The sequence below is a fragment of the uncultured Kluyvera sp. genome (assembly GCF_902485085.1).
GTDB classification, from domain to species: domain Bacteria; phylum Pseudomonadota; class Gammaproteobacteria; order Enterobacterales; family Enterobacteriaceae; genus Kluyvera; species Kluyvera ascorbata.
This window is the reverse complement of the sequence record NZ_CABTJS010000188.1, coordinates 1-24,758: the sequence shown is the minus strand read 5'-3', so window position 1 is coordinate 24,758 and position 24,758 is coordinate 1. Positions and strand designations below refer to the sequence as shown.

Annotated in this window: 22 protein-coding genes; 14 read left to right on the top strand and 8 right to left on the bottom strand. The window is 52.1% G+C overall.

The window, feature by feature from the left end:
• The first annotated feature begins 89 nt into the window (after positions 1-89).
• The gene (locus RDN66_RS23875; RefSeq protein ID WP_308538229.1) at positions 90-329 is read left to right on the top strand and encodes a DinI-like family protein; all 240 of its coding nucleotides are present in this window, start codon (positions 90-92) and stop codon (positions 327-329) included.
• A gap of 205 nt (positions 330-534) precedes the next feature.
• Here RDN66_RS23875 and RDN66_RS23870 read toward each other — a convergent pair whose 3' ends face one another.
• Positions 535-984, bottom strand: coding sequence for a hypothetical protein (locus RDN66_RS23870; RefSeq protein ID WP_202215973.1), 450 nt, complete (start codon positions 982-984; stop codon positions 535-537).
• 338 nt (positions 985-1,322) lie between these two features.
• Positions 1,323-2,573: an NADP-dependent isocitrate dehydrogenase gene (icd, locus tag RDN66_RS23865; protein WP_035896096.1), complete on the bottom strand. Its 1,251-nt coding sequence runs from the start codon at positions 2,571-2,573 to the stop codon at positions 1,323-1,325.
• Positions 2,574-2,803: 230 nt separating this feature from the next.
• On the opposite strand from icd, the gene rluE reads away from it, so the two are divergent.
• Complete coding sequence (rluE, locus tag RDN66_RS23860; protein WP_035896093.1) at positions 2,804-3,466, top strand: 23S rRNA pseudouridine(2457) synthase RluE; 663 nt, start codon at positions 2,804-2,806, stop codon at positions 3,464-3,466.
• 20 nt (positions 3,467-3,486) lie between these two features.
• On the opposite strand, the gene csgG is transcribed toward rluE, so the two are convergent.
• Genes csgG through csgD form a run of 4 tightly spaced genes read right to left on the bottom strand, consistent with a single transcriptional unit; the run spans position 3,487 to position 5,820 of the window.
• Positions 3,487-4,332, bottom strand: a complete 846-nt coding sequence (gene csgG / locus RDN66_RS23855) for a curli production assembly/transport protein CsgG (RefSeq protein WP_035896092.1) — start codon at positions 4,330-4,332, stop codon at positions 3,487-3,489.
• A gap of 19 nt (positions 4,333-4,351) precedes the next feature.
• Positions 4,352-4,768, bottom strand: a complete 417-nt coding sequence (csgF, locus tag RDN66_RS23850; protein ID WP_035896090.1) for a curli production assembly/transport protein CsgF — start codon at positions 4,766-4,768, stop codon at positions 4,352-4,354.
• Between the two features lie 9 nt (positions 4,769-4,777).
• Complete coding sequence (csgE, locus tag RDN66_RS23845; protein WP_202215974.1) at positions 4,778-5,167, bottom strand: curli production assembly/transport protein CsgE; 390 nt, start codon at positions 5,165-5,167, stop codon at positions 4,778-4,780.
• A gap of 2 nt (positions 5,168-5,169) precedes the next feature.
• Positions 5,170-5,820 (bottom strand): biofilm master transcriptional regulator CsgD, encoded by a 651-nt coding sequence (gene csgD / locus RDN66_RS23840; protein WP_035896087.1) that lies wholly within the window; start codon positions 5,818-5,820, stop codon positions 5,170-5,172.
• A 704-nt stretch (positions 5,821-6,524) separates the two neighbouring features.
• On the opposite strand from csgD, the gene RDN66_RS23835 reads away from it, so the two are divergent.
• The 10 genes from RDN66_RS23835 to RDN66_RS23790 all read left to right on the top strand — a co-directional run bounded on the left by RDN66_RS23835 (position 6,525) and on the right by RDN66_RS23790 (position 15,383).
• Positions 6,525-7,031 carry a hypothetical protein gene (locus RDN66_RS23835; protein WP_035896086.1) on the top strand — a complete coding sequence of 169 codons (507 nt, stop codon included), beginning with the start codon at positions 6,525-6,527 and terminating at the stop codon, positions 7,029-7,031.
• A 43-nt stretch (positions 7,032-7,074) separates the two neighbouring features.
• Positions 7,075-7,770, top strand: coding sequence for a hypothetical protein (locus RDN66_RS23830; protein ID WP_181814586.1), 696 nt, complete (start codon positions 7,075-7,077; stop codon positions 7,768-7,770).
• A gap of 57 nt (positions 7,771-7,827) precedes the next feature.
• Positions 7,828-8,157, top strand: a complete 330-nt coding sequence (csgC, locus tag RDN66_RS23825) for a curli assembly chaperone CsgC (protein ID WP_202215976.1) — start codon at positions 7,828-7,830, stop codon at positions 8,155-8,157.
• A gap of 56 nt (positions 8,158-8,213) precedes the next feature.
• Entirely contained in the window at positions 8,214-8,675 is a 462-nt protein-coding gene (locus tag RDN66_RS23820) for an NUDIX hydrolase (RefSeq protein WP_202215977.1), read from the top strand.
• A gap of 53 nt (positions 8,676-8,728) precedes the next feature.
• Entirely contained in the window at positions 8,729-9,838 is a 1,110-nt protein-coding gene (gene mnmA, locus RDN66_RS23815) for a tRNA 2-thiouridine(34) synthase MnmA (RefSeq protein WP_035896079.1), read from the top strand.
• A gap of 74 nt (positions 9,839-9,912) precedes the next feature.
• A complete protein-coding gene (gene hflD, locus RDN66_RS23810) occupies positions 9,913-10,554 on the top strand; it encodes a high frequency lysogenization protein HflD (protein WP_035896078.1) in 642 nt (213 codons plus the stop codon).
• A 3-nt stretch (positions 10,555-10,557) separates the two neighbouring features.
• Positions 10,558-11,928 (top strand): adenylosuccinate lyase, encoded by a 1,371-nt coding sequence (gene purB / locus RDN66_RS23805; RefSeq protein ID WP_123652498.1) that lies wholly within the window; start codon positions 10,558-10,560, stop codon positions 11,926-11,928.
• A gap of 122 nt (positions 11,929-12,050) precedes the next feature.
• Positions 12,051-12,725, top strand: coding sequence for a two-component system response regulator PhoP (gene phoP / locus RDN66_RS23800; protein ID WP_035896075.1), 675 nt, complete (start codon positions 12,051-12,053; stop codon positions 12,723-12,725).
• A complete protein-coding gene (gene phoQ, locus RDN66_RS23795; RefSeq protein ID WP_035896074.1) occupies positions 12,722-14,185 on the top strand; it encodes a two-component system sensor histidine kinase PhoQ in 1,464 nt (487 codons plus the stop codon). Before phoP ends, phoQ begins: the two co-directional genes overlap by 4 nt.
• A gap of 76 nt (positions 14,186-14,261) precedes the next feature.
• Positions 14,262-15,383, top strand: a complete 1,122-nt coding sequence (locus RDN66_RS23790) for a cupin domain-containing protein (protein ID WP_035896072.1) — start codon at positions 14,262-14,264, stop codon at positions 15,381-15,383.
• A 76-nt stretch (positions 15,384-15,459) separates the two neighbouring features.
• Here the strand turns inward: RDN66_RS23790 and pepT are convergent, their stop codons facing one another.
• Positions 15,460-16,689: a peptidase T gene (gene pepT / locus RDN66_RS23785; protein WP_185064546.1), complete on the bottom strand. Its 1,230-nt coding sequence runs from the start codon at positions 16,687-16,689 to the stop codon at positions 15,460-15,462.
• A gap of 267 nt (positions 16,690-16,956) precedes the next feature.
• Here pepT and potA point away from each other — a divergent pair, with 267 nt between their 5' ends.
• Positions 16,957-18,093 carry a spermidine/putrescine ABC transporter ATP-binding protein PotA gene (gene potA, locus RDN66_RS23780; protein ID WP_035897412.1) on the top strand — a complete coding sequence of 379 codons (1,137 nt, stop codon included), beginning with the start codon at positions 16,957-16,959 and terminating at the stop codon, positions 18,091-18,093.
• A complete protein-coding gene (potB, locus tag RDN66_RS23775; protein WP_202215979.1) occupies positions 18,077-18,940 on the top strand; it encodes a spermidine/putrescine ABC transporter permease PotB in 864 nt (287 codons plus the stop codon). The genes potA and potB overlap by 17 nt, the downstream gene beginning before the upstream one ends.
• Before the next feature lie 76 nt (positions 18,941-19,016).
• Here the strand turns inward: potB and RDN66_RS23770 are convergent.
• Positions 19,017-24,758: calcium-binding protein (locus RDN66_RS23770; protein WP_308538228.1), on the bottom strand; the 5,742-nt coding region annotated here is incomplete at its 5' end.

The window sequence follows — 24,758 nt, the reverse complement described above, 5'->3', positions numbered from 1 at the left end:
TAGGGCTTTTTTTACGCACTGCGGTTAATGATTTCATGGATAGCGTCCACCATATTTGGTGTCCACTATCCTCTCAGGAATATCAGGATCTGCCAGACGGTGCTGAGACGACGCTTACTTTTGAAGGTTTGCCAGGCGCGAAAGAGATAATACACGGTGAACTGAGCAAGAGAATTCACCGTATCTTCCCGGAGGCCGAGGTTCGGGTGAAACCGATGATGACGCTGCCGGCTATCAATACGGATGCCAGCAAGCATGAAAAAGAGCAGATAAGTCGTACGGTGCAGGAGATGTTTGACGAGGCAGAGTTCTGGCTGGAGAGTGAATAACCACCACCAGCGACCTTCCCCGGCACTATCAGGGATGTGCCAGGGAAATGCGCCGCTTTTTACAGCATAAAAAGCATATCGATGCAGCGCAGGTGTGCCTGCGCTGAAGCGGAGAAATCGCACGCAAAGAATACGTTGGGATTCGGGTAAGGCTAATATATCGATAAATAAAACATCAGCTCGCGGATGCTATTCATATCGCGCATCAAAATCTCGGTGCCACACCATATTTCGGTGATTTGATATTGGCAGCCCATACTTTGATATCATTCTGCAGCAATAACGTGAAATCAGAATTGAGACGGCTCACCATCTCATTGACCTGTTCGGCATTCTTCACGGCAAAATGTTCAATCTTGTTCTTTCCTACTGGCACACAACTGTATTTAGCGGGAATGTCTTTTCCATTTACATTCAATGCCCTACTGCTATCAACGCACGCCCCCTCCGATAGATAAGAGACCACCATATTGGCCCCGCTTCGCCCAGGCTGTGAAATACTCAGCATGACGGGGAATCCATCTGAAGTCTGCGTCATATCATAAAGAATGGCATCTTTTGAATACCAGGTATTGTATTCCCTTTCCTGAAATGCTGAATGTGTAATGATGGGAAAAGAAAGCAGCGCAATGATTGTAATAGCATGAATTTTCATAAAACATTGCCTTTAATGGTTATCATATGCATTATTCAGATCATGATAAAAACGACAACAAATTAAAATTATTCCTACTATTTTTGGCTGTAATAGCGTGGTTCCAGGTCTGAAGCATCCCCCATCGCACCCCGGCAATTCGTCAAGCCGCACAAGCGGATCGCTTGCATGCTAATTCCGTTTTCCTATTGTTAACAGTGCCATTATAGACAGCGGAAGGATAACTCGAGGTATGCCCCTATCGGTCTTTTCTGCTTGTTGGAGGCTCTACACAATTCGAATGCTAATAAAAAACGGGAACCAACCGGCTCCCGTTTATCACTAAGCCAGCAAGTGGATTACATGTTTTCGATGATCGCGTCACCAAACTCTGAACATTTCAGCAGTTTAGCGCCTTCCATCAGACGTTCGAAGTCATAGGTCACGGTCTTGTTATTGATAGCGCCTTCCATACCTTTAACGATAAGGTCAGCCGCTTCGAACCATTCCATATGACGCAACATCATTTCTGCGGACAGGATGATAGAACCTGGGTTCACTTTGTCCTGGCCTGCATACTTCGGTGCAGTACCGTGGGTCGCTTCGAACAGTGCGCATTCGTCACCGATGTTCGCGCCCGGAGCGATACCGATACCACCAACCTGTGCAGCCAGCGCATCGGAAATGTAGTCACCGTTCAGGTTCATACAGGCGATAACGTCGTATTCAGCAGGACGCAGCAGGATCTGCTGCAGGAACGCATCGGCGATCACATCTTTAATGATGATCTCTTTGCCGGTGTTCGGGTTCTTGATTTTCTGCCATGGGCCGCCGTCAATCAGTTCGCCGCCGAATTCTTCGCGAATCAGCTGGTAGCCCCAGTCTTTGAACGCGCCTTCGGTAAACTTCATGATGTTACCCTTGTGAACCAGGGTCAGGGAATCGCGGTCGTTGGTGATAACGTATTCAATCGCCGCACGCACCAGACGCTTGGTCCCTTCTTCGGAGCACGGCTTGATGCCGATACCGCAGTGTTCAGGGAAGCGAATTTTCTTCACGCCCATCTCTTCGCGCAGGAATTTAATCACTTTCTCAGCGTCAGCAGAGTCAGCTTTCCATTCGATACCTGCGTAGATGTCTTCAGAGTTTTCACGGAAGATGACCATATCGGTCAGTTCTGGGTGTTTAACCGGGCTTGGGGTGCCCTGATAGTAGCGAACCGGACGCAGACACACGTACAGGTCAAGCTCTTGACGCAGCGCAACGTTCAGAGAACGGATGCCGCCGCCAACTGGCGTAGTCAGAGGGCCTTTGATAGCAACACGGTAGTCGCGGATGAGATCCAGCGTTTCTGCTGGCAGCCATACGTCCTGGCCGTAAAGTTGGGTGGATTTTTCCCCGGTGTAAATTTCCATCCAGGAAATTTTACGCTCGCCTTTGTAGGCTTTCTTAACAGCGGCATCAACCACTTTCAGCATTGCTGGGGTGACATCAACACCGATACCGTCGCCTTCAATAAATGGGATAATCGGATTGTGTGGCACATTCAGCTTGCCGTCTTTCAGGGTGATTTTTTGACCTTCCGCCGGAACAACTACTTTGCTTTCCATTCACCTCTCCTTCGAGCGCTTCTGGTGTGCTCGTCATCCTTTACGCCACAGGTTCTTGCCGCTACTACGCCCACTCCACTAATCCCCTTCAGGGTATAGCCTGGAGATGCACTGTCTTACCGTCTTCCTGCAACACAAAGAGTTAGAGCATTTTGTTAATGTTTTGTAATAAGCCTGTCAATACTACCTGATTGTTTGTCGCCATGAAAGACTCTCGTTATTAGGCTATAATGCGCGAATCTATAAGGCCTGAAAATACTATGATTAAGACTTCATTTAGAAAAAACCAGCTTGAGCGATTCAGCTCACGACAAGCCACCAGGTCGCGTAAAGATAACCAACCAAAACGCGTCATTCTGTTCAATAAACCCTACGATGTGTTGCCGCAATTTACCGATGAAGCAGGACGTAGCACGCTAAAAGATTATATTCCTGTGCAAAATGTCTACGCTGCGGGCCGCCTCGACAGGGACAGCGAAGGGCTTCTGGTGTTAACAAATGACGGTGCCTTACAGGCCAGGCTGACGCAACCGGGCAAACGGACAGGGAAAATTTACTACGTTCAAGTCGAAGGCGAACCGACGGAAGAGGCAATGGAAGCGCTGCGTCATGGCGTCACGCTAAACGATGGCCCCACGCTGCCAGCCGGTATTGAGCGCGTTGACGCTCCCGATTGGCTGTGGCCACGTAATCCTCCCATCCGCGAACGCAAATCCATTCCAACAGCCTGGCTGAAGGTCACTCTATATGAAGGTCGCAATCGTCAGGTACGGCGCATGACGGCCCACGTGGGGTACCCGACGCTGCGCCTGATTCGCTATGCCATGGGCGGCTATACCCTGGATAATCTCAACAACGGCGAATGGCGAGAAGCCGACGGCGAACGCGGATAGCGTTCGCCCGGCAAAGGGTTTCAGGAAATATCCGGAACAATAATGCTCTTATATTTTTCCAGCACCGGTGAGTTAATGTCAGAAGCGTTCTTCAGCTGCCACAGGTTGCGCGAGATACCGTCATTCACCAGATAGATGACGCCCGTTTCAATCGCCGACATCAGACACAACATCACCGGTTCATTGACCGTATAACCCACTTCACCTTCCAACAGGCGCTGATAGTCGATGTAGCGGAAGACCCCAGCCTGGAACTCATAAGAGAGGATCGTTTTGCTGGTATTCACCGAGGAGAGCACTTCGCCGGTACTGACGTTAACCACCCTCAGGTTGACCGCAATCTGATCGAGCTGATACTGCGTACTCGCCCCGATGCCAAAATACCGCGCCCCTGCCCCGCCCGATTTCACGTTGCTTTCATAACCGATGATGGAACCTTCGATCAGAATATTGGCCGCGACCAGCGATGGAAGCTGAGTACGGTTATTCACCGCCACCGTGCCATTTTCCTGCGCCGCGCGAATAATTTTTCGCTCATTAAGCAGGTTCTGTAACCCCTGGCGCTCCAGCGGAATAAACCAGTTAGAATCCTTCAGCGCTGATACCAGCATCGCGGTGGCACTTTGCGGAACTGACGTGGAAAAGTTACTCGCCGGATAAGGTTTGAACTGCCCGGTCTCATCCGAGATGTTATAGACCGAAACAAACAGTCTCCCCTGCGGCTCCGGCAGGTGCGTTAAATCCTGGTAGCTCTGTGAACGCGGTAGCAGCGTGGGTTTTGCCGCCTGTTTTGGTGGAGAAGTAATACAGCCCGTCAGCATAAACAGGCTAATGAAAATAGCCACTACCCCAGAGATATTTTTCATGTCAGCTTCTCGCCACTGATTAGTTTGTTGAAATGCTGCTCAGGCCGCTGACCTGAATGGTGGACGATTTCCCGGTAGCACGGTCAAGAATATTCATCATCAGTTGACCGTCGGTATTGGTGATATCCACAATAAAATCTTTAGTCACCAGACGCCCGGGTTTGCCGGTGGAAATATTACCCATCAAGCTGCCAAGAAGTTGTGATTGAATAGCCGCGGTGAAATTATCGAGAGCAGAGGTTCCCGTTGATCCGCTATTCCAATCATAGGCATCAGGGTCTTTATAAGAGTTTTGTGCGTTAGCTTGTGAAAGCAAAAATGCGCCGTTATTTGGGTTGCCGCCAAAGTTGGGGTTAACAAACTGGAAAGTCAGATTTCCAGCCTGCGCGGTGGTAGATAAAAAACCAATGCCAAGAATCAAAGAAAGCACTTTCATCGTACACTCCTAGAACTCATCGCTGGTTAAATCGCCGGTGTTTAATAATGCTTTATTAATCGCACGTTTCGATAGCGCCTCATAAACCGAGGCTAACGCGATATTAACTTGCTTATTAAAGTCATTTTTACTGGGAAATAAGAACGTTTGATATAATAAATCCTGGTCAACCTTAATCGTTATCCAACTTCCCCAGCGGGCGCTCGGCCGTTCATTAATAGTAATCGCCCCCGGGTATTCCTCCTCCCAATGTTCGGTAAATGCACGATAGAAATCATGACCCACACGAGTGACCGTATTATCTGTCACCAATCCAGGTATTTCTATTTCTGCAGAATAACTGGCGCACGGCGCCAGCAGCATCATTAACGATACTGTTACCACCATCAGATATTTCATGATTAGCGTCTAAGGTTCTCGTTGGCCCAGGTAACCGCCTGCGTCCTGTTTTTTACCGCTATTTTTCGGAAAAGATTATATAAGTGCGTCTTTACCGTATTTTCGCTAATAAATAGCAGGCGGGCAATTTCAATGTTAGAAGCCCCCATCCGGAGTTTATTAAGAATATCTCTTTCTCTTTGCGTCAGCCCACTGGTATCGTCGTGATAGCGGTAATTACCGGACTGATTAATAAGATAACTGGTCAGATCGTGGGGAAAATGGCAGCCGCCGCTCATTACGTTACGGATACCTCCCACCAGCGTAGGTTCATCAACGGAGAGCTGGAAGACGGCGCTGATCCCAAGCCAGGACTCAACCTCATGAAATTGATAGTCATCTGGCATATTGATCAGCAATACTTTAACTTTGTCACGTAATCGTCGAAGCTCGCTCTGCCACAGCATCGTTCTTCTTTTATCCGATTCGCTAAGGTCAAAAAGTACCAGAATGCGCTCAGCGCTAGGCTGTTCGAGCGTTTTTTGAATATTCTGTATTTTGACATTAATTGTTAATGAAGCTTTGAGTTGATGGACCAGGGCGGTTGCCTGTAAAGACGGCCTGGTTATTAACAACAAAATATCGTTATACACCGGTTCAGTTTCTTTCGGCATAATGCAATCCTATCCCGCTTGCTGCTTGGAACGCGTGCCCTTTCTGTTATGCACAAACGAGTGCATATACAGAAAGGGTCGCTGTTCTGTGTAGTTGCTGATTAATAAGTATGACAATAAAGAGATTAAGCACGCATTAGCGCTTAAATCCTAAGTGCTGCAATACTGTTCAATCTAGACATTGCCATTTTTATAGCAAGGGTTATTTGTGTTTCAAAATGTAACAATAACATGTCATTTTATTACAAAAGGTTTTGCCTTTCTTTATGATTAATATAGAAAAAAAAAGCCATCAGGATATTATTCAGGCAAAGTGTAAAATGACGTATTTACATTTCAAACCATTAGCAATAAGTCAATGGCAGACAACAATTTACCAAAATGTAAATTTTATATTCCACAACACTCGCCAGTTACAAGCAGGTTACAGCCAGAGTGTAAACCTTACCGTACTCAAACATCGTCAGCCTCGACGGATTGTTACGCATGGCTTTCGTGCCGCGCCGCAGCGGCTCCCTCATTCCTGCATTCTCATACTATTGACTGATGCTCATTTTCAAAATACGCAATCCAGGTGAAAAACAGGGATATTAGCCTCAGACATACTCAATCCATAAATCAGTTTCACTCCCTAATCCATTATCGGCTTAAGGTGTGCTGATTTAACTCCTGACTTTAACCATCGGTTAAAACTAGGTGCCATTATGAAACAATGGTTTTTATTAATACCCTTATTGGGCTATTCATATCTGTCTATGGCGGGAGGCGATCTTGCTGGTTCTGAGTTTTCAGGGCTGAATAATTATCGTCAGGGCTACAATATGGTTGCCATCACTGGCCAGCACGGCAGTGATAATACTGCGTCTATTACACAGTCAGGCTCGCATATTTATGGTTCTATTTCGCAGGTGGGTGGATATAACAACGCGATATTAAATCAGAATGGTTTTAATAATCGTGCGGCAATAGCGCAATACGGTAATGGTAATAATGCCACGGTCAGCCAATCAGGGACGAACAACTCTGCCGTATTAGTACAGGCAGGAACGGGCAACGAGGCAGATATTACGCAAACGGGTTTTGATAACTCTGCTGAGATTGTCAATAAAGGTGTTCGCAATCTCACGCAGATCAATCAAACGGGCACAAGCCGCAGCGCGGCCGTTGTGCAAAATTCGGCAGGAATGGCAATTCGTATTACCCAAAATTAGTGTTTGAACTGGCTTACCAATCTCTAAACCTATGGGGTATCTCATGAAAAAGTGGAACATTGTTATTTTGTCAACGTTGTTAGCATCTGGTACTGCAATGGCAGGCGGCAATGACTGGACGCCTCCCTCTAGCGGGAGCGGCGTCAGCATCCCTCACGTGGGCTTTACTACACCAACAAAACCGGTTCTTCCTGCTGCGGGGAAATGGGATGGCGTGGTGCACATTTATCAGGCAGGCAGCAATAACGATTCCTATGCCAGTCAGACTGGGGCATCCGGTTCTACTATCGACGTTCATCAGAACGGCGATTGGGGCAGATCAACGGTGAACCAAATTGCCACGAAAAGTGCGACCGTCGTGAATCAGTACGGCACGGGCAACCAATCCTACGCAACTCAGGCGGGGTCCGGTAACTCGATTGCGGTCACACAGTCGGGGACCTCAAACGCCTCCACAACGCTGCAAGCTGGCACGGGTAACGCCATTAATGTAGCGCAGAGCGGCAACAACAATAGCTCGTATATCGACCAGAAAGGCAAAAACAGTTCAGTTGATGTCACTCAGGTCGACTACCGTAACAGCTCAACCGTTAACCAGAATGCAGAAGGTTCAATGGTGGTGGTGTCACAGAGCGGTAGCTATAACAGCAGCTATGTAGACCAGGGTCGCAACAACACGCTGGCTTACGTTCAGCAAGTTGGCGGTTCCGGCAACAGTTCGACGGTACTGCAGCACTAATAAAAGCGGCCGGATGAACATTCATCCGGCCGAATTTCCGCTATCACGAGGCCCGCCATGCATTTACTCCTTATTGCCGCCGCGCTCAGTAACCAACTGTGGTTTGAAACCCAGGCACAGGCCGAAACGGTGGTGATCACCCCGATGGTCAGTGTGACCAGCGACTGTGACTGCCAGTTAACCATTAATATTATCCATCAAGGCCAGTCCGGCACCAGCAACAGCAGCCAAAGCGGACAGGTGACTCTTAAAGCCCAGCGTCCTCAGCAGCTCGCCAGCCTACACCTGGATATTCCCCAGGGCGAGTGGACACAAATCACCGTCATATTAAGCAATCAACAAGGGGTGATTATGCAGCAAAGCTGGAGTTCTCCGGCTCGCGTTTGATTCCCTTCTCTCTTCTTTATATCCTTATCTCCTTTCTCGCTCGATAAGGACGCCGCATGTTCAAGCCACACGTTACCGTCGCCTGTGTAGTTCACGCTGAAGATAAATTCCTGGTGGTTGAAGAAACCATCAACGGCAAAGCGCTATGGAACCAGCCCGCAGGTCATCTGGAGGCGGATGAGACGCTGGTTCAGGCCGCCCAGCGTGAGCTATGGGAAGAAACCGGCATTCGCGCGACGCCGCAGCACTTTCTTCGCCTGCATCAGTGGCTCGCGCCGGACAACACGCCTTTCCTGCGTTTTCTGTTCGTTATTGAGCTCGATAACATCTGCCCTACCGAGCCGCATGACAGCGATATTGACCGCTGTTTGTGGGTGAGCGCTGAAGAAATTTTGCAGGCCAGCAACCTGCGTTCCGCACTGGTAGCCGAAAGTATTCGTAGCTATCAGCAAGATGCACGATATCCGCTGTCATTAATCGGCGAATTTAACTGGCCGTTTACAGAGGGTGTCAAGTAAGGGGCTGCGTGCTAGAATATGCCGCCTTGAAGTCCAATGTCGTGAGTATTCCAATGTCAGAAAGCCAGAAAAAAGTGATCGTCGGCATGTCCGGCGGTGTTGATTCCTCCGTTTCCGCCTACCTGTTGCAACAACAGGGCTATAAGGTGGAGGGCCTGTTCATGAAGAACTGGGAGGAAGACGACGGCGAGGAATACTGCACTGCTGCCGCCGATCTTGCCGATGCGCAAGCGGTATGCGATAAGCTCGGCATTGAGCTGCACACCGTTAACTTTGCCGCCGAATACTGGGATAACGTTTTTGAACTCTTCCTGGAAGAGTACAAAGCGGGTCGTACGCCGAACCCGGATATCCTGTGCAACAAAGAGATCAAATTTAAAGCCTTCCTCGAATTCGCCGCTGAAGACCTGGGCGCAGATTACATCGCGACCGGCCACTACGTGCGCCGTGCGGATGTCAACGGCAAAAGCCAGCTTCTGCGTGGCCTCGATGGCAATAAAGATCAGAGCTACTTCCTTTATACGCTCGGCCACGAACAGATAGCACAGAGCCTGTTCCCGGTCGGAGAGCTGGAAAAGCCGCAGGTACGTAAAATCGCCGAAGAGCTGGATCTCATCACCGCGAAGAAAAAAGACTCTACCGGTATCTGCTTTATCGGTGAGCGTAAATTCCGCGAGTTCCTCGGCCGCTACCTGCCAGCGCAGCCGGGTAAAATTATCACCGTTGACGGCGAAGAGATCGGCACCCATCAGGGGCTGATGTACCACACGCTCGGTCAGCGTAAAGGTCTGGGTATTGGCGGGACCAAAGAAGGGACGGAAGATCCGTGGTACGTGGTCGACAAAGACGTTGAAAACAACGTGCTGGTTGTCGCCCAGGGTCACGATCACCCGCGCCTGATGTCCGTTGGTCTTATCGCTCAGCAGCTGCACTGGGTTGACCGTGAACCGGTCACCGGCACGTTCCGCTGCACCGTGAAGACCCGCTATCGCCAGACCGATATCCCGTGCACCGTCACCGCACTGGATGAAGGCCGTATTGAGGTTCGCTTTGAAGAGCCTGTTGCCGCAGTGACCCCAGGTCAGTCCGCCGTGTTCTACAACGGTGAAATCTGTCTCGGTGGCGGCGTGATTGAGCAGCGCCTGCCGCTGCCAGTGGAATAAAGCCCTGCTTCGATAGGGTACAACGCAATCTGGCCCGCGTCGCGCCGCAGGTCAGATGCCAACAAGGAGTGAGCGTGGCGAAGAATTACTATGACATCACCCTGGCGCTGGCCGGTATTTGCCAGTCCGCCCGTCTGGTGCAGCAGCTGGCCCATCAGGGACACTGCGACGGCGACGCGTTACACGTTTCGCTGAACAGTATTATCGATCTGAACCCAGACTCTGCGCTGGGCGTGTTCGGTGGCAGTGAAGCCAATCTTCGCCTCGGCCTTGAAACCCTGCTCGCGGTGCTGAATGCCAGCAGCCGCCAGGGCCTGAACGCAGAGCTGACCCGCTATACCCTCAGCCTGATGGTGCTGGAGCGCAAGCTCGCCGCAGCCAAAGGGGCGATGGATATTCTGGGCAACCGTATTACTGGTCTGCAGCGTCAGCTCGACCATTTTGATTTACAGTCCGATACCCTGCTCAGCGCGATGGCCGGTATCTATGTTGACGTGATTAGCCCGCTCGGCCCGCGAATTCAGGTAACCGGTTCCCCTGCCGTGCTGCAAAGCCCGCAGGTGCAGTCCAAGGTCCGCGCTTCGCTGCTGGCAGGTATCCGCGCCGCGGTGCTGTGGCACCAGGTCGGCGGTGGCCGTCTACAGCTGATGTTTTCTCGTAATCGCCTGACCACTCAGGCAAAACAAATTCTTGCTCATTTAACCCCGGAGTTATGATCTATGGAATTATCCTCACTGACCGCCGTTTCACCCGTCGATGGACGCTACGGCGATAAAGTCAGCGCGCTGCGCGGGATTTTCAGCGAATACGGTTTGCTGAAGTTCCGTGTACAAGTCGAAGTACGCTGGCTGCAAAAGCTGGCCGCACACGCAGCCGTCAAGGAAGTTCCTGCTTTTGCTGCCGACGCAAACGGTTACCTTGATAGCATCGTGGCAAACTTCAGTGAAGAAGACGCGGCGCGCATTAAGACTATCGAGCGCACCACCAACCACGACGTGAAGGCGGTTGAGTATTTCCTGAAAGAAAAAGTCGCGTCCGTGCCTGAGCTGCACGCGGTGTCTGAATTCATTCACTTTGCCTGCACCTCCGAAGACATCAACAACCTCTCCCACGCGCTGATGCTGAAAACCGCGCGCGAAGAAGTGGTGCTGCCGTACTGGCGCAAAATGATTGATGCCATCAAAGATCTGGCCGTTCAGTACCGCGATATTCCGCTGCTGTCCCGCACCCACGGTCAGCCGGCTACGCCGTCAACCATCGGTAAAGAGATGGCGAACGTCGCTTACCGTATGGAGCGTCAGTACCGCCAGCTGGCACAGGTTGAAATCCTCGGTAAAATCAACGGTGCGGTGGGTAACTATAATGCCCACATCGCAGCATACCCGGACGTTGACTGGCACCAGTTCAGCGAAGAGTTCGTGACCTCGCTGGGCATTCAGTGGAACCCGTACACCACGCAGATCGAACCGCATGACTATATTGCCGAGCTGTTTGACTGCATCGCACGCTTCAACACCATTCTGATCGACTTCGACCGTGACGTGTGGGGCTACATCGCGCTCAACCACTTCAAGCAGAAAACCATTGCCGGCGAAATCGGTTCTTCCACCATGCCGCACAAGGTCAACCCAATCGACTTCGAAAACTCCGAAGGCAATCTGGGCCTGTCCAACGCTGTGCTGCAGCACCTGGCCAGCAAACTGCCGGTTTCCCGCTGGCAGCGTGACCTGACCGACTCCACCGTGCTGCGTAACCTGGGCGTGGGTATCGGCTACGCGCTGATCGCCTACCAGTCCACCCTGAAAGGCGTGAGCAAGCTGGAAGTGAACCGCGATCGTCTGCTTGACGAACTGGACCACAACTGGGAAGTACTGGCTGAGCCAATTCAGACCGTGATGCGTCGTTACGGTATCGAAAAGCCGTACGAGAAGCTGAAAGAACTGACCCGCGGCAAACGTGTAGATGCCGAAGGCATGAAGCAGTTTATCGACGGTCTGGCGCTGCCAGAAGAAGAGAAAACTCGCCTGAAAGCCATGACCCCGGCTAATTATATCGGCCGCGCCATCACCATGGTTGATGAGCTGAAATAATCTCGCCTCCCCCTCCTTCTTCCTGAAGGAGGGGACTTTCCTGCCAATTTAATCAATGTTTATCTCCATAACGCCATAATCGCGTTAAACTATTCACGTCATTAATTAAATGGAGAAACAGCATGCGCGTACTCGTCGTAGAGGACAACGCTCTGTTACGTCACCACCTGAAAGTTCAGCTCCAGGAAATGGGCCATCAGGTCGATGCCGCAGAAGACGCGAAGGAAGCAGATTATTATTTAGGCGAGCATATTCCAGATATTGCGATTGTTGATTTAGGGCTTCCCGATGAAGACGGCCTGTCGCTGATTCGCCGCTGGCGCAGCCACGATATTTCGCTGCCGATTCTGGTGCTCACCGCACGTGAAAGCTGGCAGGATAAAGTGGAAGTGCTGAGCGCTGGCGCCGACGACTACGTCACCAAGCCTTTCCATATTGAAGAAGTCGCCGCCCGCATGCAGGCGTTGATGCGTCGTAACAGCGGACATGCCTCGCAGGTCATCTCCCTGCCACCGTTCCAGGTTGACCTCTCCCGCCGCGAGCTCTCCATTAATGACGAGGTGATTAAGCTCACCGCATTCGAATACACCATTATGGAAACGCTTATCCGCAATAACGGAAAAGTGGTCAGTAAAGACTCCCTGATGCTGCAACTCTATCCCGATGCAGAGCTACGCGAGAGCCACACCATCGACGTACTGATGGGCCGCCTGCGTAAGAAAATTCAGGCTCAGTATCCCCAGGACGTGATTATTACCGTGCGCGGTCAGGGCTATCTGTTCGAACTACGCGAATGAAGAGTTTACGTCGGCATTTCCTGCCGCTTTCGCTGCGGATGCGTTTCCTGCTGGCGACGGCCGCGGTGGTTATCGTGCTGTCGCTGGCCTATGGCATGGTGGCACTCGTTGGCTATAGCGTCAGCTTCGATAAAACCACTTTCCGCCTGCTGCGCGGCGAGAGCAACCTGTTCTATACCCTCTCCAAATGGGAGAACAACACGCTCAGCGTCGATATCCCCGAGAATCTCAATATGCAGGGCCCCACGGTGGCGCTGATCTACAACGATCAGGGCAAACTCCTGTGGCAGCAAAAAGATCTCCCGTGGCTGGCAAAAAGCATTCAACCCGAGTGGTTAAAAGGCAACGGTTTCTATGAGATAGAAACCGATGCCAGCGCCAGTAGCACCCTGCTGCGCGACGATCATGAGATACAAAAAGAGCTCACCGAAATGCGTCAGGAGGGAGACGATTCGGAGATGACCCATTCGGTAGCGGTCAACAGCTACCCGGCCACCAGCCTGATGCCGGCATTGGTTATTGTGGTGGTGGATACCATTCCTATTGAGCTTAAACGCTCCTACATGGTCTGGAGCTGGTTCTCCTACGTGCTCGCCGCCAACCTGCTGCTGGTTATCCCGCTATTGTGGATTGCCGCGCACTGGAGCCTGCGCCCCATCGCTGATCTGACCCGTGAAGTCCGCGAGCTTGAGGAACATCACCGGGAACATCTGAACCCGGACACCACACGTGAGCTGACAAGCCTGGTGCGCAACCTGAACCGGCTGCTGAAAAGCGAACGCGATCGTTACGATAAGTACCGCACCACGCTGACCGATCTGACCCACAGCCTGAAAACACCGCTGGCGGTGCTGCAAAGCTCGCTGCGTTCACTACGCAGTGAAAAAATCACCGTGAGCGAGGCTGAACCCGTCATGCTGGAACAGATAAGCCGTATCTCACAGCAGATTGGCTACTACCTGCACCGCGCCAGTATGCGCTCCGACAGCACGCTGTTCAGCCGCGAGCTTCATCCGGTGGCCCCGCTGCTGGATAGCCTGACATCGGCACTGAACAAGGTCTATCAGCGTAAAGGGGTCAACATCACGCTGGATATCTCACCGGAGATCTCTTTCGTCGGTGAGAAAAACGACTTTATGGAAGTAATGGGCAACCTGCTGGATAACGCCTGTAAATACTGCCTTGAGTTTGTTGAGGTTTCCGCCCGCCAGACCGATGATTACCTGCATATTATCGTTGAAGATGACGGCCCAGGCATTCCACAAAGCAAACGCGATATCGTCTTTGACCGCGGTCAGCGTGCCGACACGCTGCGTCCGGGACAAGGGGTGGGTCTCTCAGTGGCTCGCGATATCGTGGACCAGTATGATGGTCAGATTGTTGCCCACGACAGTCTGCTCGGCGGCGCGAAAATGGAAGTGATTTTCGGGCATCAGGGTCCGGACAGTCACGAAGGGTAAATAATGTTTCCGTAGCAGGGTAGTTTTGTGAATACGTTGTATAATGCGGACATACACCTGCTGCGGAAATATCAATATGGAATACCACTTAACGTTAAACTGGCCCGATTTTATGGCGCGCTACTGGCAAAAGCGCCCGGTAGTGCTGAAACGCGGCTTCGCCAACTTTATTGACCCCATTTCACCGGATGAACTGGCTGGTCTGGCGATGGAAAATGAGGTGGATAGCCGTCTGGTGAGCCATCTTGACGGCAACTGGCAGGTCAGCCACGGTCCTTTTGAAAGCTACGATCACCTGGGCGAAAGCAACTGGTCGCTGCTGGTACAGGCCGTTGATCACTGGCATGAGCCTTCCAGCGCGCTGATGCGTCCGTTCCGCGCCCTCCCCGACTGGCGAATTGACGATCTGATGATCTCGTTCTCGGTACCGGGCGGCGGCGTTGGCCCGCATGTCGATCAGTACGATGTCTTTATCATTCAGGGTACCGGCCGCCGTCGCTGGCGCGTGGGCGAGAAAAGTGCGCTCAAGCAGCACTGCCCGCACCCGGACCTGCTTCAGGTTCAGCCGTTTGATGCCATCATCGATGAAGAGATGGAACCCGGCGATATCCTCTATATTCCACCAGGATTCCCGCACGAAGGCTACGCGCTGGAAAACTCGCTCAACTATTCCGTGGGCTTCCGCTCACCGAACAGCCGCGAACTGATAAGCGGTTTTGCCGACTATATCCTGCAGCGCGACCTCGGCAGCCAGCACTACAGCGACCCGGACGTGCCTTCACGCGATCACCCGGCAGATCTGCTGCCGCAGGAAGTGGATCGTCTGCGCGATATGATGCTGGGCATGATCCAGCAGCCGGAACACTTCCAGCAGTGGCTGGGCGAATTTATCAGTCAGTCGCGCCATGAGCTGGATATTGCCCCGCCGGAACCCCCTTATCAGCCGGATGAGATTTACGATGCGCTGCAACAAGGTGACATGTTGCAACGTCTGGGCGGCCTGCGTGTGATTCGTATCGGGGATGATTTCTTTGTCAACGGCGAGAAGATCGACTCACCGCATCAGCAGGCGCTGGATGCCATGGCGGGCAGTATTATGCTGGAGAGCCAGCATTTCGGCGAGGCGCTGGACGATCCGTCATTCCTGGCAATGCTGGCCGCGCTGGTGAACAGCGGGTATTGGTTTTTCGCAGAATAAATAATACGTAGGCCGGATAAGGCGAAGCCGCCATCCGGCCTACAAAAAAACCGGCCATCTATCAGCCGGTTTTTTCTTATGAACCGCGCTTCGCCGTCAGTTCCGCAATGCGCACAATCACCTTCACCGCTTTCTCCATGCCTTCCAGGGTCACAAACTCGTGCTTGCCGTGGTAGTTATAGCCGCCGGTAAAGAGGTTCGGGCACGGGAGTCCCATAAATGACAGCTGCGCGCCGTCAGTGCCGCCTCGAATCGGTTTGAGATCCGGTTCGATATCACAATCGCGCATCGCCTGCTGAGCGATATCCAGAATGTGAGGATGATCGGCCACCTTCTCGCGCATATTGTAATAGCTGTCTTCAATCACCAGCTCAATATAGCAATCCGGGTGCAGCCCTTTGCCAACCTTCTTGGCAATTTCCATCATCTTGCGCTTACGCGCTTCAAACTGCTTACGGTCAAAATCGCGCACGATGTAGTGCATCTCCGCGCGATCCACCGAGCCTTTGATGCTGGTGAGATGGTAGAAACCTTCGTAACCTTCGGTGGTTTCCGGGCTCTCATCGGCCGGTACTTCCGCATGAATGCGGGTCGCCAGCGACAGCGCGTTGACCATCACCCCTTTCGCAGTCCCCGGATGCACGTTGTTGCCGACAATTTTGATAGTGATAGAGGCAGCGTTGAAGTTTTCAAACTCCAGTTCGCCCACGCCACCGCCGTCAACGGTATAGGCCCACTGCGCGTTAAAGGCTTCGACATCAAAGTGCTTGGCCCCTTTCCCGACCTCTTCGTCCGGGGTAAACGCCACGCGAATATCACCGTGCGGGATATTCTTTTCTTTCAGCACCGCCAGCGCGGTCATGATTTCGGCAATACCGGCTTTGTCATCAGCACCCAGCAGCGTTTTACCGTCGGTGGTGATAAGCGTTTGCCCCAGCAGTTGATGCAGCACCGGGAACATCACCGGCGACAGCACTTCATCACCGATACCCAGGGCGATATCGCCGCCACGATAGTTTTCAACAATTTGCGGATTGACATTTTTACCGCTGAAATCCGGTGCGGTATCCACATGGGAGATAAAACCGATCGCCGGAATATCGCCGCTGACGTTCGCCGGGAGGGTGCCCATCACCGTACCCTTCTCGCTCAGCGTGACGTTAACCAGCCCCATTGTTTCCAATTGCTCTTTGAGCAGATGTAATAGTTTCCACTGCCCTTCGGTACTCGGCACCTGACGCACGCCGGGCTTCGACTGTGTGTCCAGTGAAACGTACTGCAAAAAACGCTCAAGCAATTTATCCATGTAGCCACCCTCACTTTTTGTGACAACATTATCAATAAGCCCGAAAACACAAATATTGCGTCAGGTCACTTTTAGTCCGGCAAAGGCCATTTTTTTCATCAATCCGTCGCTAATCATCGGATATACCTAAGGTAGCTTAGACAAGGATTGGCGATTGGGTATCGTTTGCCGTAGAATGCCAGCCCTTATTAATAAATATCAGACCTCTAAACGTCTAAAGGTGGATAACCACAAACCCCGCATCGGTAAGCCATCCGGTGTGTTGACATGGGACAGAGTAAGAAATTGAATACTAAATCGCGTTCGCTTTCACCGCTGGTGCAACTGGCGGGAATTCGCAAAGATTTCGATGGAAAAACGGTCATCTCCGATCTGAACCTGACCATCAATAACGGCGAGTTCCTCACGCTGCTTGGCCCCTCTGGCTGCGGTAAAACAACCGTTCTTCGCCTTATCGCTGGGCTGGAAAACGTCGATGCTGGGAAAATCCATCTGGAAGGTCAGGACATCACCAACGTCCCTGCCGAAGACCGTCACGTCAATACCGTGTTCCAGAGCTACGCGCTATTCCCGCATATGACCGTTTTCGATAACGTCGCCTTCGGCCTGCGGATGCAGAAAACGCCGGCAAGCGATATCACCCCGCGGGTTCACGATGCGCTGCGTATGGTGCAGCTTGAAGAGTTTGCCCAGCGTAAACCGCACCAGCTCTCCGGCGGGCAGCAACAGCGCGTTGCTATTGCTCGCGCCGTGGTCAACAAGCCGAGCCTGCTGCTGCTCGATGAATCCCTCTCCGCCCTCGACTACAAGCTGCGTAAGCAGATGCAAAACGAACTCAAAGCGTTGCAGCGCAAGCTTGGGATCACCTTCGTGTTCGTCACTCACGACCAGGAAGAAGCCCTGACCATGTCTGACCGTATTGTGGTAATGCGCGACGGCAAAATTGAGCAGGACGGCACGCCGCGTGAAATCTACGAAGAGCCGAAGAATCTGTTTGTGGCGAGCTTTATTGGCGAAATCAACATCTTCAACGCTACCGTCATTGAACGTCTCGACTCGCTGCGCGTTCGCGCCAGCGTCGAAGGCCGCGAGTGCAATATTGACGTTAAATTCCCGGTCACGCCGGGTCAAAAGCTCAACGTCCTGCTGCGCCCGGAAGATCTGCGCGTCGATGAAATCCACGACGGCACCGACGTCGACGGCCTGATTGGCTACGTGCGCGAGCGTAACTATAAAGGTATGACGCTGGAGTCGGTGGTTGAGCTTGAGAACGGCAAGATGGTGATGGTCAGCGAATTCTTCAACGAAGATGACCCCGACTTTGACCACTCGTTAGATCAGAAAATGGCGATTAATTGGGTAGAAAGCTGGGAGGTTGTACTGGCTGATGAAGAGCACAAGTAAGTTCCAGAATGTGGTGATTGCCACCATCGTCGGTTGGCTTGTGCTGTTCGTATTCCTGCCCAACCTGATGATCATCGTCACCAGTTTCCTGACGCGTGACGATGCCAATTTCGTCCAGATGGTCTTTACCCTGGACAACTATGCTCGGCTGCTTGACCCGCTGTACGCCGAGGTGCTGCTACACTCGCTGAACATGGCGTTTATCGCCACGCTGGCGTGCCTGGTGCTGGGCTATCCCTTCGCCTGGTTTCTGGCGCGTCTGCCGCATAAGGTGCGCCCGCTGCTGCTGTTTTTGCTGATTGTGCCGTTCTGGACCAACTCGCTGATACGCATCTACGGGCTGAAAATTTTCCTCAGCACCAAGGGCTATCTCAACGAGTTTCTGCTGTGGTTGGGGGTAATTGATACCCCGATTCGTATCATGTTCACCCCCAGCGCGGTGATTATCGGCCTGGTCTATATCCTGCTGCCATTTATGGTGATGCCGCTTTACTCCAGCATTGAAAAGCTCGATAAACCGCTGCTGGAAGCGGCGAAAGATCTCGGTGCCAACAAGCTGCAAACCTTTATCCGCATCATCATTCCGCTGACCATGCCGGGAATTATCGCCGGTTGTCTGCTGGTGATGCTGCCCGCGATGGGGCTGTTCTACGTCTCTGACCTGATGGGTGGAGCGAAAAATCTGCTGATTGGTAACGTCATCAAGAGCCAGTTCCTCAACATCCGCGACTGGCCGTTTGGTGCGGCCACCAGCATCACGCTGACCGTGGTGATGGGGCTGATGTTGCTGGTGTACTGGCGCGCCTCGCGCTTGCTGAATAAAAAAGCGCACGAGCTAGGCGATTAATTATTTTTCAATATATCAATTGTGATTCAGGCATACCTTTCACTCTCATGAAAACGGTATGCCGAATCACTATTATTCAATAGTTCATCAATGAACTGACCGAAGTGCGTGAGGTGCTAAGCGTCGGTGCTATTCCTGCGCAATCTTCTTCTCCGCCCTCGCCATCGGACATAAACGCCACGATCTCCTGGCACACCCGTTGCAGTGAGAGCGGCGCATCGGCTGGCGCCGATATTGGCAGAGGGATCCCGTCTTCCAGGTGATTGAGGATATCTTCGACAAGCCAGTCCGTGCCGTCCTCAAAGGCGATATGTTCCACCCGATACTTTGAGGCAGAGAAATAATCCTGCACCGTGACGTTATCCTCACTGTCCTGGAAACGGATAATCAGGTTATTTTCATGGCGCTGCAAAATCACATCTTCCGCCTGTAGCCCGCTCCCAAAATGTAAGATATCGGAATCGCCGCTGCTGCTGTACACTTCGCTGATAATCTCCTGACCATCACCAGCGTTAAACAGATACACATCGCTACCATAGCCGCCCTTCAGAATATCGTTACCGGCTCCCCCGGTCAGCCGATCGTTACCGTTGCCACCGTCAAGCAAATCGTCACCGGTTCCCCCGCTCAGCCAGTCATTACCCGAACCGCCAGCCAGCGTATCGTCACCCTCATCACCATAGAGCATATCCCGACCGTTATCGCCATTGAGCGTATCGTTACCCGTACCGCCTGCCAGAACATCATCATCGTCGTCACCGTAAAGCGCATCATCACCACTGCCGCCATACAGCGTGTCGCTGCCACCATGTCCGTAGAGCACATCGTTACCGCTATCGCCATACAGGGCATCGCTCCCCTCGGCGCCATGTAGCACATCATCACCGCCGGAGGCATGAATTTCACTGCCAATGTCCAGAGCGTACAGCGTCTGTACTTCATCGGTTCCGGCACTTTTCAACAGCTGGTTTTGTATGGACGAGATATCCCATGTCGTGCCATCAGCAAACATAATTTGTTCTATCGAATGAGACTTCGCGTCAAAATAGGCGAGTATTGTTACGCGGTCAGTACTGTCCCGAAAACCAATAAGTAGATCATCGCCACTGCGTTGCACAACGGCGTCTTCCATCCGCAAGCCTTCACCAAAGCGCAAGGTATCCGTTTCAGGGTTATAGCTGTTATCGGCAATGACATCCTGTCCGTCACCCTGGTTGAATAAATAAGTATCCTCACCCAAGCCACCGTCCAGTACATCATTACCAGTGCCACCGGCTAGCACATCGCTGCCTGCATGTCCCCACAGAACATCATCGCCACTGTCGCCGTAAAGACCGTCGTTGCCGTAACTACCATAGAGTTTGTCATCACCGCCTGCTGCGTGAATCTCGCTGCCGTTTTCATCAGCATACAGGTACTGTGCCTCCTCGGTGCCTATTCGCGCCAGCGCGTATACATCAGACTGGGTCCAGGTTGTGCCATCCGCAAAGTAGACAGAGACCAGCAGCCCACGCTTAGTGCCAAAATAATCTTCAACCGTCACACTGTCAGTGCTGCCCCGGAAAGCGATAATCAGGTCGTCGTCATCACGCCGGACAACGGCATCCTCCGCCAGTAGACCGTCGCCAAAATACAGGGTATCAGCGATATTAACGGCATCGTCACTATAATAATAACCGCCGATCACATCCTGTCCGTCCCCGGCATTAAACATATAGGTATTACTACCTGCGCCACCATCAAGCCAGTCATCGCCCGTCCCGCCTACCAGGGTATCATTTCCGTCACCCCCAATAAGCAGATCATCTCCCGCCTCTCCCCAGAGATGGGCATCCGCTTTATCACCATATAACGCATCGTCCCCGCCACCAGCATGAAGCTCACTGACATTTCCTTCAGCTACCATCACCTGCGCCTCATCCGTACCGGTTATCGCCAGCGCATCAATTGCGGCGACATCCCAGCAAGTACCATCTGCAAAGCGAATGCTATCCAGCGGGCGGATTTTTTCTAAAAAGTAACCACCGATAATGATGCTGTCGCTGCTGCCGGAAAAGGTAATAACCAGATCGGTATCGCTGCGCCCTAAGCGAGCATTTTCCGCCAGCAGGCCATCGCCTACATTCAGGATATTACGGTCCTGGGTATCAGGATAATGCATATCATTAATGACATCCTGCCCGTCCCCAGCGTTAAATTGATAGGTATCGCTGCCTTCGCCACCGGCCAGGATATCCGTCCCCGCGCCGCCAGTAAGCCAATCATCGCCACCATTACCGTAAAGCCGGTCGTTCCCGGACATACCAATAAGCGTGTCATGATTGTTACCCGCCTGAATCTCGCCGCCGGTCTCTGTCGCCGTGTGCGTTTGCGCAGCATCAACCATCACTGCCGCAGCAATAATCGCTTCCGTGTTCCAGACGGTGCCGTCGGCGAAGGCAATCTGCGCCAGGGGCCTGTCCTTGGCGGAAAAATAGTTGATAACGATGACGCTATCCGTGCCGTCCCCCACGGCGATAATCAAATGGTCTTTCTGGCGCGAGAGCGAGATCTGATCCGGACGGATCGTGTCGCCAAAGCGCAGGGTATCCAGCCCGACATCGCTTGAAAAGCGGGTATTATTAAAGATAACGTCCTTACCCCCTCCAGCATTAAAGATATAGGTGTCATTTCCATCACCGCCGTCTAGTACATCAAGGCCCGCCCCGCCGGAAAGCGTATCATCTCCCCAGCTGCCGTACAGTTCATCGTCACCCTCATCGCCATACAGTGCGTCGTTCCCGCGCTCCCCCTCTAGCACATCATTCCCACCGCTGGCATGAATCTCGCTACCTTCCGAGAAGGCTTGTAACCGCTGGTCGGCCTCGGTTCCTGCCAGAATCTGTGCTTTTACCGTTGCCACATCCCAGACGGTACCGTCCTCGAACACCAACTGCTCAACCTTGTGCTCGTCGGCTTCGAAATATCGCAAAACCGTCACGCTGTCACTGCTGTCCTGAAAGGTGATAATTAAATCGTTCATTTCACGGCTGAGAATCGTATTTTCAGCCGTGAGGCCTTCGCCAAAACTCAACCGATCCTGACCCGCTTTCACCGCACGAACGTGCGCCTCTTCTTCATCCCCGGTCAGCGAAAGCAGTTCTTCAATATCGCCGCTGAATTCATAAATCACATCCTGCCCGTCCCCAGCGTTAAAGAGGTATATGTCGTCCCCTTCACTTCCTCTCAGATAATCGTCGCCCTGACCACCGCGCATCATATTCGCGCCGGTATCGCCATGAAGGTTGTTATCGCCATCATCGCCTGACGTCCAGTCAAAAGTGCTTTCTTCAGCCTCTGATTTGGGTTCAACCTCAGTATCTTCTGAAGCGGGAGGCGTATCGTCAGCAATATGGAATGCCGCATCATCCGCCAGGTAATCACTGATTCCCGGTTCACGATTGACTAATTCATAGCGGAGCTCCGCCAGTTTCTGGCGGTTATAATCGGAATAGACGGAGAGATTAAGTAATGCCGTACTCACTTCGCTCAGACGCGCGTATTCTCCGGCCTGATAGAGCCGGGTAAAGAGTTTTTCTGCCGCCGTCAGGCTGATAACCACGCCAAGTACGCCAGAATTAAAGCCGGTTAATACCACATCTTTCAGATCTTCATATAAGGTGGTCTGCGCCAGAAGTTGTGCCGCGGTATAGTTTTTAAAGTTCTGATACTCTTTCAGTAATATTTCTGAAGCTTGCTTTATTAGGGTGATATCGTAGGGAGCTGAAGTCAGTTGCTCAATCACCGCCAACTGTTGCATTGTGATAGCATATTTCTGTACAGAGGACACATCCTGAACCCCTGCCCACTGGTAAATAAGCCGATCCAGCAACGCATCTTTTTTATCGCTGTCCGTCTCGGCAAGCCAGCTAATGACTAATTCCTGTAAAACGCCATCCCTCGCCATCGCCTGACGTAAATCCGACACGTTGCCAAAGCCGCGGGCATTGGGCAGACTTATCACCTCTTCCGTCAGGGGCACATCGTCCACATGAATTCTGTCATACTGATCCACCTGGAACCAGACATCGGCGCTGGTTGTCGTGGTGCCGTCTGCCCGCGTGACCACGCTGGTCTGTCGATGCGCTTCGCCATTGCCATCAAGGAACGTTGAGGAGGCGTAGCGAATATCAATTGCCGTTATACCCGCATCGTCCAGGCTGTAAAGTTCGCCGTCATCGGTTTCGCCATTGCTATTTTTATCCTGCCAGATTTGCAGCGATGACCAGGCTTTATCAAACTTGTCCACGCTGCCGTCGAGATTATCATCCAGCTCCGTCAGCGCCTGAAACCCATTACTAGCGGTGCTACCATCATGCAGGCGCGTATTGTTACCAAACAGTTCCCGACCGTTATTAATTTTACCGTCGCCGTTCAAATCCCGTACCAGCAAGCCATCCGACGCGGCAACCCAGCCGGTTAACTCCTTAACGCCATCGCCACCATAATCAAAATGAATACCTTTATCCGCCAGCGTTTCCACGCCATTACCATCCAGATCGATAACCAGCGGATCTGCGCGAGCGGCATCGTCATCCGGGCCTTTATCCCGCCCATTCCCACCACCTCTATCATCAGGCTGCGAGCCCTCCCCATCGTCCATAGACTCAACTCGAATGGTGATACCTAACGCGGAATAAACCGTATTACCAGCAGAATCCGTTTCAACACTGGCATATGTTTTGAAATTATCGATCCGCAAACCATTGTTAATCACCAGCGTATCACCGTCAAAGGTATATTCATTGCCAGCATTATCAACATATACTCCCGGCTGGGCATCCTCTGAATAGACAGCCTCTGTCAGCTCGGTGGTCTTTTTATTCTCATCGGTAAGGAAAACAGCACCATGAGTATCATCACTACCGTTAAGTATTATGGTGTCATACCCATCCACCATAAAAGTATTAAAACCGTTACCGCCATATAAGCGATCGGCACTTTTATCATTTTGTTCGAGTGCGTAACCGCCATAAAGAATATCATTACCATCGCCACCATAAATAATATCCTCGCCCATACCACCGGATAATATATTACGGCTGAGGTCGGCTAATGTGGCATCGCTGCCGCCATAAAGGATATCGTTTCCCGCATCGCCATACAGCTTATCCTCCCCCTGGCCGCCGTAGAGGACATCATTGCCGTCGCCGCCGAATAAGCTATCATTTCCCGCATAGCCAATCAGTACATCGTTACCACCGTGGCTGCTGAGGGTATCGTTAAGGCTCCCCCCCATCATCAGGTCCGCAACACCCGAGGCGAATTTGCCTTTCTCGTATTGCTGGCTGTCCAGCACTGCCGCAGCGGCATCATCCGGTGCCAGATAAATATTGCTGGCAATCAGTTCATCGCCGTCAAACCAGCGGTGAACATTCTCATAACCCTGCCCCTGCGGAAAACCCAGCAAGGCATCCCGAGCCGGAACTAATATCTCCGTCAGGTCATTGACCTCCTGCCCCGACACATTTTGCGCCAAATCGATAATCGTGGTGTAGTCGTGATTTGCCGCTGCAATACGGTCATTTCCGGGGTCGTCAGTATCCGGTGCATGGCCGAATTCAGTTTCGTACTCCATGATTTTTTGCCGGTGATTTTGCAGCATCCGGAAGATATTTTTTGCTTCCGCCGCGCTCACCTCCTGCGGGTTGTCATACAGACCAAACACCTGAGACTCCATAAAACGGCGTTTCGCGATACCAGAGCGGATCTTCGCTGCCTGGTCAGGATCGTTAGATCTGTAGCGGATTTCAAACCAGGCTTCTGCGCGATTGCCCTG